This is a genomic window from Paraburkholderia sp. OAS925 (assembly GCF_040543975.1).
GTDB classification, from domain to species: domain Bacteria; phylum Pseudomonadota; class Gammaproteobacteria; order Burkholderiales; family Burkholderiaceae; genus Paraburkholderia; species Paraburkholderia graminis.
Map to the genome: position 1 here is coordinate 2,302,425 of NZ_JBEUNO010000002.1, position 14,185 is coordinate 2,316,609.

Annotated in this window: 13 protein-coding genes and 2 pseudogenes; 8 read left to right on the forward strand and 7 right to left on the reverse strand. The window is 64.0% G+C overall.

All coding sequences use genetic code 11. The features are described 5' to 3' along the window. Positions 1-75: 75 nt before the first annotated feature. Both ABIE53_RS29090 and ABIE53_RS29095 read left to right on the forward strand, forming a co-directional pair. Positions 76-257: pseudogene (locus ABIE53_RS29090) on the forward strand (DUF2934 domain-containing protein). 63 nt (positions 258-320) lie between these two features. Then, positions 321-2,393 (forward strand): AI-2E family transporter, encoded by a 2,073-nt coding sequence (locus ABIE53_RS29095; protein ID WP_192698992.1) that lies wholly within the window; start codon positions 321-323, stop codon positions 2,391-2,393. A 94-nt stretch (positions 2,394-2,487) separates the two neighbouring features. On the opposite strand, the gene ABIE53_RS29100 is transcribed toward ABIE53_RS29095, so the two are convergent. Both ABIE53_RS29100 and ABIE53_RS29105 read right to left on the reverse strand, forming a co-directional pair. Then, entirely contained in the window at positions 2,488-2,661 is a 174-nt protein-coding gene (locus ABIE53_RS29100; protein ID WP_006047063.1) for a hypothetical protein, read from the reverse strand. 147 nt (positions 2,662-2,808) lie between these two features. After that, a pseudogene (locus ABIE53_RS29105) lies at positions 2,809-4,404 on the reverse strand (FAD-dependent oxidoreductase). A gap of 282 nt (positions 4,405-4,686) precedes the next feature. Between ABIE53_RS29105 and ABIE53_RS29110 the strand changes: the two are divergent. Further along, a complete protein-coding gene (locus ABIE53_RS29110; RefSeq protein WP_029970598.1) occupies positions 4,687-6,840 on the forward strand; it encodes a hybrid sensor histidine kinase/response regulator family protein in 2,154 nt (717 codons plus the stop codon). Positions 6,841-6,955: 115 nt separating this feature from the next. Beyond that, positions 6,956-7,258 (forward strand): hypothetical protein, encoded by a 303-nt coding sequence (locus tag ABIE53_RS29115; protein WP_192698990.1) that lies wholly within the window; start codon positions 6,956-6,958, stop codon positions 7,256-7,258. Between the two features lie 129 nt (positions 7,259-7,387). On the opposite strand, the gene ABIE53_RS29120 is transcribed toward ABIE53_RS29115, so the two are convergent. From ABIE53_RS29120 to ABIE53_RS29130, 3 genes are all read right to left on the reverse strand, one after another. Beyond that, positions 7,388-8,407 (reverse strand): class I fructose-bisphosphate aldolase, encoded by a 1,020-nt coding sequence (locus ABIE53_RS29120; RefSeq protein ID WP_192698989.1) that lies wholly within the window; start codon positions 8,405-8,407, stop codon positions 7,388-7,390. Positions 8,408-8,483: 76 nt separating this feature from the next. After that, positions 8,484-8,903, reverse strand: a complete 420-nt coding sequence (locus ABIE53_RS29125) for a secondary thiamine-phosphate synthase enzyme YjbQ (protein ID WP_006047068.1) — start codon at positions 8,901-8,903, stop codon at positions 8,484-8,486. Positions 8,904-8,925: 22 nt separating this feature from the next. After that, the gene (locus ABIE53_RS29130) at positions 8,926-9,246 is read right to left on the reverse strand and encodes a thioredoxin family protein (protein WP_006047069.1); all 321 of its coding nucleotides are present in this window, start codon (positions 9,244-9,246) and stop codon (positions 8,926-8,928) included. Between the two features lie 272 nt (positions 9,247-9,518). Here ABIE53_RS29130 and ABIE53_RS29135 point away from each other — a divergent pair, with 272 nt between their 5' ends. From ABIE53_RS29135 to ABIE53_RS29150, 4 genes are all read left to right on the forward strand, one after another. Beyond that, positions 9,519-9,815, forward strand: a complete 297-nt coding sequence (locus ABIE53_RS29135) for a DUF2628 domain-containing protein (RefSeq protein ID WP_053859122.1) — start codon at positions 9,519-9,521, stop codon at positions 9,813-9,815. 158 nt (positions 9,816-9,973) lie between these two features. Next, positions 9,974-11,317, forward strand: coding sequence for a sugar efflux transporter (locus tag ABIE53_RS29140; RefSeq protein ID WP_053859121.1), 1,344 nt, complete (start codon positions 9,974-9,976; stop codon positions 11,315-11,317). A gap of 201 nt (positions 11,318-11,518) precedes the next feature. Further along, a complete protein-coding gene (gene gnd / locus ABIE53_RS29145; RefSeq protein WP_029970605.1) occupies positions 11,519-12,556 on the forward strand; it encodes a phosphogluconate dehydrogenase (NAD(+)-dependent, decarboxylating) in 1,038 nt (345 codons plus the stop codon). 92 nt (positions 12,557-12,648) lie between these two features. Next, positions 12,649-13,350, forward strand: coding sequence for an HAD family hydrolase (locus tag ABIE53_RS29150; protein WP_044020110.1), 702 nt, complete (start codon positions 12,649-12,651; stop codon positions 13,348-13,350). Here the strand turns inward: ABIE53_RS29150 and ABIE53_RS29155 are convergent. After that, complete coding sequence (locus ABIE53_RS29155; RefSeq protein ID WP_053860703.1) at positions 13,347-13,877, reverse strand: ankyrin repeat domain-containing protein; 531 nt, start codon at positions 13,875-13,877, stop codon at positions 13,347-13,349. The two genes, ABIE53_RS29150 and ABIE53_RS29155, sit on opposite strands and share 4 nt — an antisense overlap. A gap of 94 nt (positions 13,878-13,971) precedes the next feature. Continuing rightward, a complete protein-coding gene (locus tag ABIE53_RS29160; RefSeq protein WP_307259030.1) occupies positions 13,972-14,097 on the reverse strand; it encodes a hypothetical protein in 126 nt (41 codons plus the stop codon). Between the last annotated feature and the right edge of the window lie 88 nt (positions 14,098-14,185).

The following is a 14,185-nucleotide window of genomic DNA, read 5'->3' on the forward strand; positions in this document are numbered from 1 at the left end:
ACGCGCATTCGTCACGACGATGCGCGCGGCTTCGCCATGCCGGCATCCGCGAGACCTAAACCGTAGGGGACTCATATGGAACAGGAGCAGACCTCCCCCAGGAGGACCAGATCCGCACGCGCGCGTACTACCTGTGGGAGCATGCGCCGGAGCCGAAGGGCACGCCCGACGAGTACTGGGAACAGGCCCGCAGCGAGATCGAGAAGGAAGCGCCGCCAGTGGAAAGCGGGCCGATTGCAGAAGAGCCGAAAAAATAGCGTGATGACAGGGAGCGCCACAATCACAACCACGATCACAAGCAACAAGAAGCACGTAGCGCAATGAAGGACATTCCGGAACCGTCGCGCGGCGGGACGCCCACGCGCATCGACGCGCCGCCTGCCGCGTTCGGTCTCGATGCGCTGATCGCACTCGCGGTCGGCGCCGGTTTCGTCGCGTGCCTGTACTTCGCGCGCGCCGTCCTGATTCCGATGACGCTCGCGATTCTGCTGAGCTTTCTCGTCGCGCCGCTCGTCAAATGGTTGGGCCGACTGAAGCTCGGCCACGTTGCGTCGGTGTTTGCGGCCGTCGTGATGTCGATCTCGGTGATCGGTGTGCTGGGCGCGGTCATCACGATGCAGTTGAGCGACCTCGCCGCGGGCATGCCGCGTTATCAGGCGACGATCGAGCGCAAGATGGAAGCGGCGCACACGCTGACGGTGGGCAAGCTCGACCGTTTTGCGAAAGCCGCGGGCCAGGCGTTGCAACGCGCGACCGTCGAGCCGCCGCAACCGGAGCCGCGCCACGATGCGTCTTCTTCCGATGGCCGCGCGCCTGCCGCCGTGCCCGTCGAAGTGCGCGAGCCGGTGCCGACGCCGCTCGAAGTCGCGCGCCGCGTGTTGTCGCCGGCCATTAGTCCGCTGGAGACGGCGTTCATCGTATTCGTCGTGATGGTGGTGATCCTGCTGCAACGCGACGACTTGCGCGACCGCGCGATTCGTCTGTTCGGTTCGCGCGATCTGCACCGCACGACGATGGTGATGGACGAAGCCGCGCGGCGCTTGAGCCGCTACTTCGTTTCGCAGCTCGGATTGAATGCGGCCCTCGGCGTTGCGATTGGCGCGGGGCTTTTTTTTATCGGCGTGCCGAGTCCGATTCTGTGGGGCATCCTCGCGGCCTTGCTGCGGCTCGTGCCGTATGTCGGCATCTGGATCGCCGGCGGGCTGGCCACTGCGCTCGCCGCCGCGGTGAGTCCGGGCTGGGACATGGCGATCTGGTCGATTGCGCTCTTCGTGACGGTCGAACTGCTGGTGGGCCAGGTAGTCGAGCCGTTGCTGTACGGACGCAGCACCGGGCTCTCGCCGTTCTCTGTGGTCGTCGCGGCAATCTTCTGGAGCTGGATCTGGGGGCCCATTGGCCTGATCCTGTCGACGCCGTTGACGCTTTGCCTGCTCGTGCTCGGCCGCCATATCAGGCGACTGGAATTTCTCGACGTGATGCTGGGCGATCAGCCCGCGCTCACGCCGGTCGAAAATTTTTATCAGCGCGCCCTTGCGGGCGATCCCGACGAAGCCATCGCGCAAGCCGAAGCGCTGCTGCGCGAGCGTTCGTTATCGGCTTACTACGACGAGGTGGCGATCAAGGGTTTGCAACTGGCCGCGAACGATGTCGTGCGCGGCAGCGTCACGGCGGTGCAGCTTGCGCGCATCGAGTCGACCACGAACGATCTGGTCGATGGCCTCGACAGTTACGCCGACGAGCCGCCGCAGCACGCAGCAGAAAACGCAAGCGCTGAGATCGGACCGGTCGCGCCGTCGCGTGAAGGCCCGCCTGCTTCGACGGCAACGCATATGCTGTTCGCGAACCAGGCACGCGGCGCGGCCGATGAAGCACGCGAAACCGCCGCCGACAGCGCGGAAGACGATACGCGCGAGCAAGCCTTGCAACGCGCGCCCGAACTGCCGCAGGCGCACACAATGCCGCGCGTCGGGAATCAACGCGTCTTGTGCATTCCCGGGCGCGGACCGCTCGATCCGCTTGCGACGACGATCATGCTGCAGTTGCTCGGCAAGCACGGCTTCACGGCGCGCGCATTGCCGCATGAAGCGGCATCGCGTGCGTCGATCGACCGGATGGACGCCGACGATGTCGGTATCGTGTGCCTTCTCTATCTGCAGATAGACGGCATTCCCTCGCATTTGCGCTACATGGTCCGGCGCATTCGCGCGCGCTTGCCGAACGTGTCGATTATCGTCGGACTATGGACGCCCGAAGATCTGCAAAAGTGGAGCGTCGATCTGCAAAACGCGATGGGCGCCGAATGCTACGTGACTTCGTTGCAGGAGATGCTGGCCGCTTGCCATGTGTGCGGCAGCACGACGCGCGATGAATCGCTCGCGGTGGCCAACGGATAGCAACGGGTGCAACCCGCGCATGTAAAAAACGCCCGGCGCTTGCGCGTCCGGGCGTTGTGCGTTGTGCATCGCTGCATCGCGATGCGGATGCTATTTATTTGCCGGTAGCTTCCCCGTCGTCGGACGAAGAATCTTCGTCGTCGGTCACGATTTTGGTGGTGCCGCCGGTAGAGGGCGGGTCGCTCGCCGGAAACGTGTCTTCAACTTCCTTGTCGATCTGCTTCTCCGTCTTGTCGGCGTTCGGATGTTGTTCCTTGGGTTCTGGCATGGCGCTTCTCCTTTAGCTAACGAATGGTGTGCGCGAAAAAGACACGCGGTTCGCGCGGCCCACGTGCGGTGCTTTTTACATGAGCATGTAGAGTTGAACGATAAGCCGGTACGCTTCGATTCGAAGCAGCCTGTGTTCCACTTTGGTTCAGCTTCTGTCGCACGAGTCGCGCCCGACAATCCGCAATGCCTGCGCGCATGTGAGCGGGCCGCGGCGCATCGCGTCGATCAGATGTGCGGTCTGCGTGTCGCGTTCGCAGGCAAGCACGGCGGCCACGTTGTCGTCCTTCACATAAAGCGCGGCAAAATCGTGACGATCCAGATCGCCGTCGACGACAAGCTCGTCCCACTCGCTTGCATGCCCGAGGTATTCGAAGTTCTTGCCGAAGTGATAGGTCCAGAAAAACGGCACACCGCTGTAACGGTTGCGCGCTCCGCACATGTTTTGAGCCGCGATGCGCGCATGTTGCTGCGCGACGCGCCAATGTTCTATCCGCAACGGCTCTTCGTTTTCGCGCAGCGGAAACACGGCGATGTCGCCTGCGGCGTAGAGACCCGGCGCGGCCTGCATGCCCGCATTCACGATCACGCCGCCATCTTTCTGCAACGGCAAGCCGTCGATAAAGCCGGTCGCAGGCGTAACGCCGGTGCCCAACAGCACGAGGTCCGCGGCGATATGTTCGCCGCTTTCGAGCATCACTTCATGCACATTGCCTTCTTCGCCTTCCAGCGAAGCAACCTTCGCTTGCAGATGAAACTTGACGCCATTGCGTTCATGCAACTCGCGAAACATCGCACCGATGCGCTCGCCGAACTGCTTCGCAAAGGGCACCTTATCCGGCGAAATAACCGTGACCTGCACGCCGCGTTTGCGCAGCGCGGCTGCGGTTTCGAGCCCGATGAAACTGCTGCCGAGAATCGCGACTTGCACGGAGCCCGGCGTTTTCCGAGGGGCCGCCGGCATCCGCGTCGCCGAGCGCCTCGACAATCGCGGTGGCGTCGTCGAGATGACGCAGCACATGCACGCCGCCGAGTTCGCAGCCCGGAATTCGCGGCACTTTCGGCGTGCTGCCGCTGGCGAGCAAGGCCGTGTCGTAGGTCAGTTCGCCGCCGCTTTCCAGATGAATCGTGCGATTGCGCACGTCGAGCCGCGCGACCTTCGCGACGATGCGCTCGACGCGGTGCTGCTCGTACCACTCGGGCGCGAGCAGCGGCGGCACGTCGGCGGGAGGCATTTCGGCGGACGGGACAAACTTGCTAAGCGATGTGCGGTCGTAGGGCGCGTGCGGTTCATCGCCGATCAGCGTGAGGCGCCCCGTAAAGCCATATTCGCGCAGCGCCGCGCAGGCGGCCGCGCCGGCCGCGCCCGCGCCGATCACCGCGAAGTGCGGCTCTTGCGTCGCGGCGGGTTCGGTTTCGTCCGGCAGCTTGTCGGGCGTGTGACCATGACGTCGTCGCCGTCGACGATCACCGCGTAACGTTTGAGCGGCACCAGCGGCGGCGGCTCCAGCACCTTGCCGGTGGCCGCATCGAAAGTGCCTTTGTGCCACGGACAAATGATCCTGCCGCGGCATAGCGCGCCTTCTTCGAGCGGTCCGCCTGCGTGCGGACAGTCGGCGGAATACGCGCGCACCACGTCGCCGTCGCGGATCAGCATGATCTTTTCACCGTCCACGACAACGCGTTGGCCCCGGTCTTCGCGCAGTTGCGAAAGCTGGCCAACGTGTCGGGCGGTGGTGGGCATGCTGGTTTCCGTGAACGTAATCAGCAGGATTCGGCGCGGCAGGATGCCGCAGCGATTCGGCGACTCGGGAGAATGCGAAACTCGTTGCGTGAGCAGCAATTCATGTGCCCAACACGCCCTGATAAATCAGTTAAGCAGAAACGTTCGCGTTTCTTCGCGCGTCGCTATGTACATGGCCGAAAGTGGGGTAGATTCCTCACTAAGGAATTAGCGCGCGAACGCCGCGGCACGATACGTGCGTCCGATTGCCTAACTTGTATGACCTTTGATGGAGCGTGGGCCGTGCAGCGTGCGGAGCGAGTCGCAGTTGATTTTCCGATGCCGTCGCGCAACTTTGCGGCGACGCGGCGGATGCTCCTTATTGTTCTTGCCGTTTCCATTCTGTTCCCGCTTGCCTGCCTCGCCGGTTATGGCTACTTCGATTACCAGCGCCGTATCGCCGATTCAAACGATGTGATCGACCGGCTCGTGCGCGTCGCCGAAGAACAGGCGGTCAAGGTGCTCGACCTCAATCAGCAGATGGCGTCGCGCATCGTCGAGTTGATCGGCACCGAAGACGACGCGCAGATTCGCGCGCGCGAGGCGGAATTGAACCGGCAGTTGCGCGAGATCGGCGGAGACTTCCCGCAAGTGGCGTCCATCTATCTGATCGGCGCGAATGGCGATCTGCTCGTGTCGACCCGTGCTTATCCGGCGCCAACCGTGTCTGTCAGTCAGCGCGAAGACTTTATCGCCGCGCGCGCTATGCGCCCGCATCCTTACTTCTCGCTGCCGATGCTCGGCACGCTGTCGCAGACGAACGTGTTCAACACATCGATCGGGCGTATCGGGGCGGACAGCAAATTTCTCGGCGTCGTTTCTGTCGCATTGCGCAGCGAGTATTTCTCGCGCTTTTATCGCGAGTTGACGAACGGCGATCCGTCGCTTGCGCTCTCGTTGTATCGGCAGGACGGCAGTCTGCTGGTGCGCTATCCGCCGTGGCCAGGCGGCGTGCAGCCGCCCGCGGCGAACGCGTTTGGCGCGGCCTTGCGCGACAAACAGTTGTCGGGCCACGTGCGCGTCAAATCGCCGGTCGATGGCGTGGAGCGGCTCGTTGCGTTTCGGCGCGTCGGCGATTATCCGCTCTACGTGTCGAGTGCTTATGCAACGGGCTCGATCGTCGATGCATGGCGCCGGCACTTCATCGTGATCGCCGCGCTGACCGCGGTGCCGTGCATCGCGATCTGGATGCTGGTGCTGTACTCGCTGCGTCAGCTCGACGGCGAGCGCGTCGCGTGGGAACGCTGGCAGGGCGAGGTCGCGATGCGGCTGTCGGCGGAAGCATCGAGCCGGCAATTGCAGCGCATGGGCGCGCTCGGCAATCTGGTTGCCAACGTGGCGCACGACTTCAACAATCTGTTGATGGTCGTGTCCGCCAATATCGAACTGGCGCGGCTAAAGCGCTACAACAACCTTGAGAAGGAGATGACCGCCGTGCAGCGTGCGACCGCAACGGCTGAATCGCTGACACGCCGGCTTTTGAGTGTCGCGAAGAAGCAGCCGCTCAAGCAGGAGCCGATCGACCTCAGGAAATGGATGCCGGGCGCGGCGCCGCTCATCGAAGCGGCGCTCGGCGACAAGATCGAACTGGCGCTCAGCATCGTCGACGATGTGTGGCCCGTGCTCGCCGATCCGACCGACCTGGAACTCGCGATCATGAACCTCGCGGTCAACGCGCGCGATGCCATGCCGCGCGGCGGGCGCTTTGTGATTCGTTGCCAGAACAACCGGCTGGTCGGCAGCGATACCTTGCTGCCCGACGGCGAGTATGTGCTGATCGCCTGTTCGGACGACGGCGAGGGCATGCCCGAATCGGTCGCGCGGCGCGCCTTCGAGCCGCTTTTCACGACCAAGCTGAGCGGCTCGGGCGCGGGCCTCGGTCTCGCGCAGGTGCTGTCGATGTGCGAACAGGCGGGCGGCACCGCGAAGATCGACAGCGTGCCTGGCAGCGGCACGACGGTGCGGCTGTATCTGCCGCGCTATCGCGAGCGCCGCGCGACGCACGCGGCGAGTCAGACCGTGGTCGAACAGCCCGCGCTGCGGCATGCCGGCATGGTGCTGCTGGTGGAAGACAACGAGGATGTCGCCGCGGGCGTCGCAGCGGTGCTCGAGACGTTCGGCTGCGAAGTGCGGCACGAACCGACCGCCGACCAGGCGTTCGACGTGCTCAACGGCGGGGAGCGTTTCGAACTCGTGCTGTCGGACATTCAGATGCCGGGCAAGCTGAACGGGATCGACCTCGCGGAAAGAGTGCGCAGCACCTGGCCTTCGCAGAAAATCGCGTTGATGACGGGCTATGCCGACGAGCTCGAACGCGCGCGCCGCATCGGCGTCGCCATTCTCGCGAAGCCATTCGATATCGAGGAACTGCACGCGCTCGTCGCTTGCGAATCGTAAGCCACGCCGTTTTGCGGCACACCCCTTGCTGAACTCCTGACGAGGCATGCGCAGGCGGCGCGTCCGCTTGCGCAATCCGCTTCTATTCCGCATTCATCCCGACAGGAGAACAGTTATGAAGATCAAGAAGGCATTGCTCGTTTCCACACTGCTCGCAGCGTCGTCGCTGGCCTTGGCGCAAGGCACAGGCGGTGCGGGTGGTGGCGGCGCCGGCGGAGGTGGCGGCGCGGGCCCGGCCGGCAACGACCCGAGCACGAGCGCCGGCGCGAATACGTCGACGCGCGAAGGCGGCGACACGGGATCGGGCACGATGTCGCATTCGAAGACGAAGAAGCATTCGTCGAAGACGACCAAGCCCGCGACCGACACCACGAATATGCCGGGCGCGAACGCGAGCAGCGACACGAAGGGTAAGTAATGCGTGCGTCGTGTGCGTAGAGTTCGCGCACGCTTCCCTAAGTTTTCGCGAGTGACGCGCCCGTGTGCGCGTCACTCATTTACACCGCGCTGTTGTTTTTACTTTCGCGTTTGTTCTGGCTAACGCAGCCTAGCTTTTCTCTTGCGCTGCGTCGTATTTCCCGAGCGCCGCGGCGCTGTTCAAACGCGCGCGTTTGAGCAACGCCTGCTGCGCTTCCTCGACGTTGCCCGCCGCGCCTTTCCATGCCTGCAACGGCGGTTCCTGCAACGCGCGCCCATACGAGAAGCTCAGATTCCACGGCAACGGCCCGAGGCGATTCATTGCGTCGAGATTGGCGGTGGCTTCCTCGGGCGATTGTCCGCCGGACAGAAACACGATGCCGGGCACGGCCGAAGGCACCGTGCGTTTCAGAATCCGCACGGTATAAGCGGCGATGTCCGCGGTGGACGATTGCCGCGCGTTCTCCGAACCGGCGAGCACCATGCTCGGCTTCAGCAGAATATGTTCGAGCACGACGCGATGCCGATGCAGTGCATCAAACACCTCGTGCAGCACCGCTTCGGTGACTTCGGCGCTGCGCTCGATGCTGTGATCGCCGTCCATCAGCACTTCGGGTTCGACGATCGGCACGATGCCCGCTTCCTGCGAGATCGCCGCATAGCGCGCGAGCGAATCCGCATTGGCTTCGATCGCGAGACGGCTCGGCAGATTGGCCGTGATGTTGTAGACCGCGCGCCACTTCGCGAAGCGCGCGCCTTGTTGCTTGTAATCGACGAAGCGGCGTGCGAGGCCGTCGAGGCCTTCGGTGATTTCATCGCCTGGAGCATGGGCGAGCGCAATCTTGCCGAGATCGACCTTGATGCCCGGCACGATGCCGTTTCGGGCGGCGAGTTGTGGAAACGGCGTGCCGTCGTCGGCCTTTTGACCGAGCGTTTCCTGATACAGAATGACGCCGCTCACGAATTCGCCGAGACCGGGCGTGGTGAGCAGCAGGTTGCGATACGCGCGGCGGTTTTCCTCGGTGGAGTCGATGCCGATCGTCTTGAAGCGTTTTGCGATGGTGGGACCGCTTTCGTCGGCGGCGAGCAGACCCTTGCCGGGCTGAACCATGGCGTCGACGGTGGCTTGCAGTTCGCTGCGGGTATCCATGAGATGTGCTCCCTTTGTTCGGGTTGCGGAAGAAAACCTGCCGTCGCGGCGCGTGCGGCTGCGCCCGGGTTATGACTTATTCGCCGATCAGATGCAACACGATGTCGCGATGCTGCGCATGGCGCCGATGCTCGAATAGATACAGGCCCTGCCACGTGCCGAGCACCATCTGTCCATGTTCGACGGGCACGCTCAATTGCACTTGCGTCAACGCGGTGCGCAGATGCGCGGGCATGTCGTCGGGACCTTCGGCGTCGTGCTCATAGCGTTGCTCGTCTTCGGGCGCGAGGTTCGCGAAGTAGCGCTCCAGATCGCGCTGCACCGACGGGTCCGCGTTTTCCTGAATCAGCAGCGATGCCGACGTGTGACGGCAAAAGAGCGTCAGCAGTCCCGTGTCGATGTGCTGCGCCGCGACGAAGCGGCGCGCTTCGTCGGTGAATTCGGCAAGTCCGCGAGTGCGCGCCTTGACGCTTAGATGGTGGATGGCCTGCTTCATGATGGAAGCGCTCGTCTACGGTTTATAGCGACGCGAACGCGTCTGTGATCTGCTCGACGCTGGTGGGGCGCACGACGCGCGCCACTTCCGCGCCGTCGCGCATGAAGATCAGCGTGGGCCACAGCTTGACCTTGAACGAGCGGCCGAGCGGCCGGCCGGGGCCGTCCTCGATCTTCAGGTGCCTGACGCCGGCATGCGCTTCGAAGGCTTTTTCAATCGAAGGCTGCGCGCCCTGGCAGTAGCCGCACCAGTCCGTGCCGAACTCGATGACGGTGGCGCCGGGCAGGGCGTCGACTTCGGCTCGCGACGGGGCTTTGGTGGAATAGGGCGTCCGTATTGCCATGCATGCTCCGCTGTGGATCGGGTTGTGCGGTGTGGGGTTGCCGCGGCGCGCGGCGATCCTGTGGCCGTTGCGCGGGTCGCTACGGTAATCGCTGCGGAAATCGCCGCGGTCGGCACGCGCCGCATTTTGCTTGGATAAGAGTATCAGCTATTGGTTCGGGGTTCAGACTGGCGGAACGGGGATTTGACAGAAACGTACAAGTTCGTCACGCGCGGCTGTTAAACAATGCCTGACATCGTCGGCAATCTGCCGGCGGATTTGAGGAAGGAAAAATGGCGGACAGGATTTATCTGGGGCGCCCCGGCACCGACGACACCATTGGCGTCCCCACTGGTTTCAGTTGGGGCGCATTCTTGCTGGGCCCGATCTGGGCTCTGTCGAGGCGCATGTGGTTTGCGGCCTTTGCAATGGTGGCTGTGGAGCTGGCACTGTACTTACCCAGCTTGTGGTTAGACCGGGGCGACATAGTGACCTTGCTCCTGTCGATCCTGTTTGGCATCGCCTGCGGGAAGTATGGCAATGGCTGGCATCGACGGGTATTGGAGAAACGGGGGTATGCGGTGCTGTAGTTCACGCGCCAGTGCGGTCGGGAGTGAGATTTGGGACACGCCTCCCCACCTTTACGCGCCCGCGCGAGCGGTCGATAATGCCCCGTTCATTCCCGCCACGAAGCCTGCCGTGCGCGCCGCGCCTCGCAGACTCGCTTCTCCTGAACTCACAGCCGCCCGTGTCGAAAAACTCACGTTTTTTTGGTCTGCTGCACATTCCCGGCTTCAAGCCGCTTGCCGCCGCCACGCTGATGCTCGGTGTGGCCATGTCGTTCACCGCGCCGTATCTGTCGCTGTTCGGCGTCGAGCGCGCGGGCATGACGCCGTTCCGGCTCGGCGTCTTCATGACGCTGATCGCGGCAAGCGGCGTGCTCGCGAGCACCTTCGCCGGCCGCTGGAGCGATGCAAGCGGACGGCATCGGCCGTTACTGCTCGTCGCGCTCGTGCTGGCCGCGCTCGGCTATCTGTCGTTATGCGTGGTGCGCGATTACAGGCTGCTGCTCGTCGTCGGCATTGTGTTTATCGGCGTCGGCGGCTCGGCTATTTCGATGGTGTTCTCGTTCAGCCGCGCGGCGCTGCCCGTGCCCGACGCGTCCGAACGCGCGTTTGCCAGCGCGACGCTGCGCACGATTCTCTCGGCGGCGTGGGTGTTCGGGCCGTCGGTGGGCGCGCTGGTGCTCGCGGCGACGAGTTTCACCGGACTCTTTCTATTCGCCGCGGCGAGCTTTGCGGCGTGCGCGGCCATCGTGTGGCGCATGCGCGAGCCGCAAGGGCATCTCGGCGACCATACGGTAGAAGACACCGCATCGGAGCCGTCGTCGTCGATTACCGTGCCGCCGCTCAGGGAACCTGGCGCCGACGCGCACGAGGACCTGCCCGGCGTCGCATCGGCGAACGACATTGGCCGTGCGGTCGCCGCGCTGACCTTGCTCGGGCTCGCGGCCAACGCCACGATGATCGTGTTGCCGCTTTACATCGTGCATGGCCTGAACGGCACGCATCTGGACGTATCGGTGATGCTCGGCCTCGGCGCATTGACCGAGATTCCGATGATGCTCGCGCTCGGCGCGAAGTCTTCGAGCCTGCACAAGCCGAACTGGCTTGCCGCCTGCGCGGCGGTTCACGCGGCCTATTTCGTCGCGATGTCGCTCGCCGGAAACGTGCATGTGCTGATTCCGATGCAGATCCTCAACGCGTTCGTCGTTGCCGTGACTTCATGCCTCGGCATGACCTACGTGCAGGACCTGATGCCCGATGCGCCAGGCCGCGCCACCGCGCTCTTCTTCAACGCGGCGCGGGTCGGCTCGATTCTTTCCGGCGTGTTGTCCGGCCTGCTGGTGCAGGCGTTCAGCTATCGCGGCACGTTTCTCTTTTGCGGTTTGCTCGCGCTGTGCGCGCTCGTGCTGTTTGCCGTGCCGGGCTATCGTTATCCGCTGATGTGGCGAGCCGTGCGGCGTTTCGCCCGCACGCAATACGCGAAGCTTCAATCGAGGCGTGCGCTGCGCGGCGGCCGCGAGCTTTAGCAGGCACGGCACACGTTTCATGTGCGGCGGGCAGGTTTGCCACGCGCTGAATGACAGGGACCTTACGTCGCGCACAACTTCGGCAAGGAGGCGTATCGTTGTCGTCACGCATGCTGCCGGACGCGGCCGACGCAACAAACGCAGCATGACCATCTGACTGAAACCAGGCAGCATCACAAGGCACTTTCGGGAGCGGTGAAAATGCAGCTAGGCATGATTGGATTGGGACGCATGGGCGCGGATATGGTGCGGCGCCTGACGAAGGGTGCGCAGCAATGCGTCGTCTACGACGTACAGCCTGCGGCTGTCGAGCGGCTCGCGCAGGAGGGCGTGACGGGCGCGTCGTCGCTCGAAGACCTCGTCGCCAGGCTCGACAAGCCGCGCGCCGTGTGGCTGATGGTGCCCGCCGCGGTCGTCGATGGCACGCTCGAAAAACTCGTGCCGTTGCTCGAGCCGGGCGACATCGTGATCGACGGCGGCAACTCGTACTATCACGACGACATTCGCCGCGGCGCCGACCTCGCCGCACGCAAACTGCATTACGTCGACGTCGGTACGAGCGGCGGCGTCGCGGGCCGCGAGCGCGGTTATTGCCTGATGATCGGCGGCGAAGCGCAGGTGGTCGAACGGCTTGAGCCGATCTTTTCGACGCTCGCGCCAGGCGCCGCCGCCGCGCCCGCGACGTCAGGACGCAATCCGGGCAACAGCACGGCGGAGCAGGGCTTTCTGCATTGCGGTCCGCTCGGCGCGGGGCATTTCGTGAAGATGGTCCACAACGGCATCGAATATGGCTTGATGGCCGCGTATGCCGAGGGCCTCAACATTCTGCGTCACGCGGACGCCGGCAAGCACGCGCGCGAGGCGGACGCCGAGACGTCGCCGCTGCGTCGTCCGCAGTTGTATCAATACGATTTCAATCTGGCCGATATCGCCGAAGTATGGCGGCGCGGCAGCGTGATCGGCTCGTGGCTGCTCGACCTGATCGCGGGCACGCTCGCGGGCGATGCCGATCTGCAACAGTACGCGGGCCGCGTATCCGATTCGGGCGAGGGACGCTGGACGATGTCGGCGGCCATCGACGAAGGCGTGCCCGCGCCCGTGCTGAGCGCGGCGCTGTTCGCGCGCTTCAGTTCGCGCGGCGAAGCGGACTTCGCGAACCGCGTGTTGTCGGCGATGCGTCATGACTTCGGCGGCCATGCAGAAAAACCCGCTGCGCCGCCCGCGAGTTCGCAGGGTTGATCGTCCGCTAATAGCCCGAGCAGCCCGAGCAGCCCAAGCAGCACAAGCACAGAGCACAGAGCACAAGCACAGCCGAATCCACGGAGCCGCACATGCCAGCCGCACCCGCCACCCGCACTGCACCGCACGACGTCGTTTTCCTCTTCGATTGCGACAACACGCTGCTCGACAACGACCATGTGCTCTCCGACTTGCGCAGCCACATGATGCGTGAGTTCGGCACCGACAACAGCACGCGCTATTGGGAAATTTTCGAGCAATTGCGCGGCGAGCTCGGCTATGCCGACTACCTGGGCGCGTTGCAGCGGTATCGCACGGAGCATCCGCGGGACACGCGGCTGTTGCTGATGTCGTCGTTTCTGATCGATTATCCGTTTGCGAACCGGCTCTATCCAGGCGCGCTCGACGCGTTGCGCCACGTGGGCGAGTACGGGCCCACGGTGATTCTGTCGGACGGGGACGTGGTGTTTCAGCCGCGCAAGGTCGCGCGTTCGGGCCTGTGGGACGAAGTCGAAGGCCGCGTGCTGATCTACATCCACAAGGAGCTGATGCTCGATCAGGTGATGGAATGCTACCCCGCGCGCCACTACGTGATGGTCGACGACAAGCTGCGCATTCTCACCGCGATGAAGAATGCCTGGGGCGGGCGGCTCACCACGGTATTTCCGCGCCAGGGTCACTACGCTTTGGACCCGAAGGAGATACTCGGCAATCCGCCCGCGGACGTCACGATCGAGCGGATCGGCGACCTCGCGCAGTTTGACGTGAAAGCGCTGCTGGCGGAAAAGCCCTAGACGTTGCGCAGTTTTTCCTGCGCGTCGGCGGCGCCCATTCTGCCTGCCGCATCCTGTGCGCTCGTGCCTGCCGCGTCGCGCGCATCGCGATTCGCGCCGTGCGCGATCAGCAGATCCATGATCGTGGTGCGGTTGAACATGGCGGCGACCATCAGCGCGGTGCGTCCGTCGGGCGATGCACCTTCCACATCGGCGCCATGCGCGAGCAAGGTTTCGACCACGGCGTCGAAACCCTTGAAAGCCGCGCCCGCGATAGGCGTCTGGCCGTTATTGTTGCGCAAGTCGGGATCGGCGCCGCGTTCGAGCAGCGTGCGCACCGCGTCGACATGTCCGTGATAGCTCGCGAGCATCAGCAGACTGTCACCGTTGTCGTTGCGCAGATTGGGCGGCACGCCTTTTTCGATCACGGCGGCGAGCATCGCGGCATCGCCCTGGCGCGCGAGGTCGAACACCTGCCGCGCGAGTTCGAGCACTTGCGGGTCGATGGGCTGCCCGGAAGGCGGGGAAGAGTCGGCCGGATTGGTCAATGAAATCTCCTTGCAGGAACGCTGCGCCGCTCGGCGCATGAACACCGGCAGCATACACAGTTTGCGCCGTCGACGCGCGCAGCGGCACGTCCCATCACACGTGGCCGAACAGCTTCACGAGCAGCCCGAATATGCCGACGAGGACAGCCAGGCCCGCGCACAGCACCACGAGCGTGAGAAGAAGAACGAGCGGCGCTTTGATACGGTTGGAAGTCGGCATGATGAATGTGTATGGTTAAGAGCGAGTAATACGGGTGCGCGACGATATGCGCAGTCGCTTCGCGCAGCTTAAGCGTTTCGGTGGATGC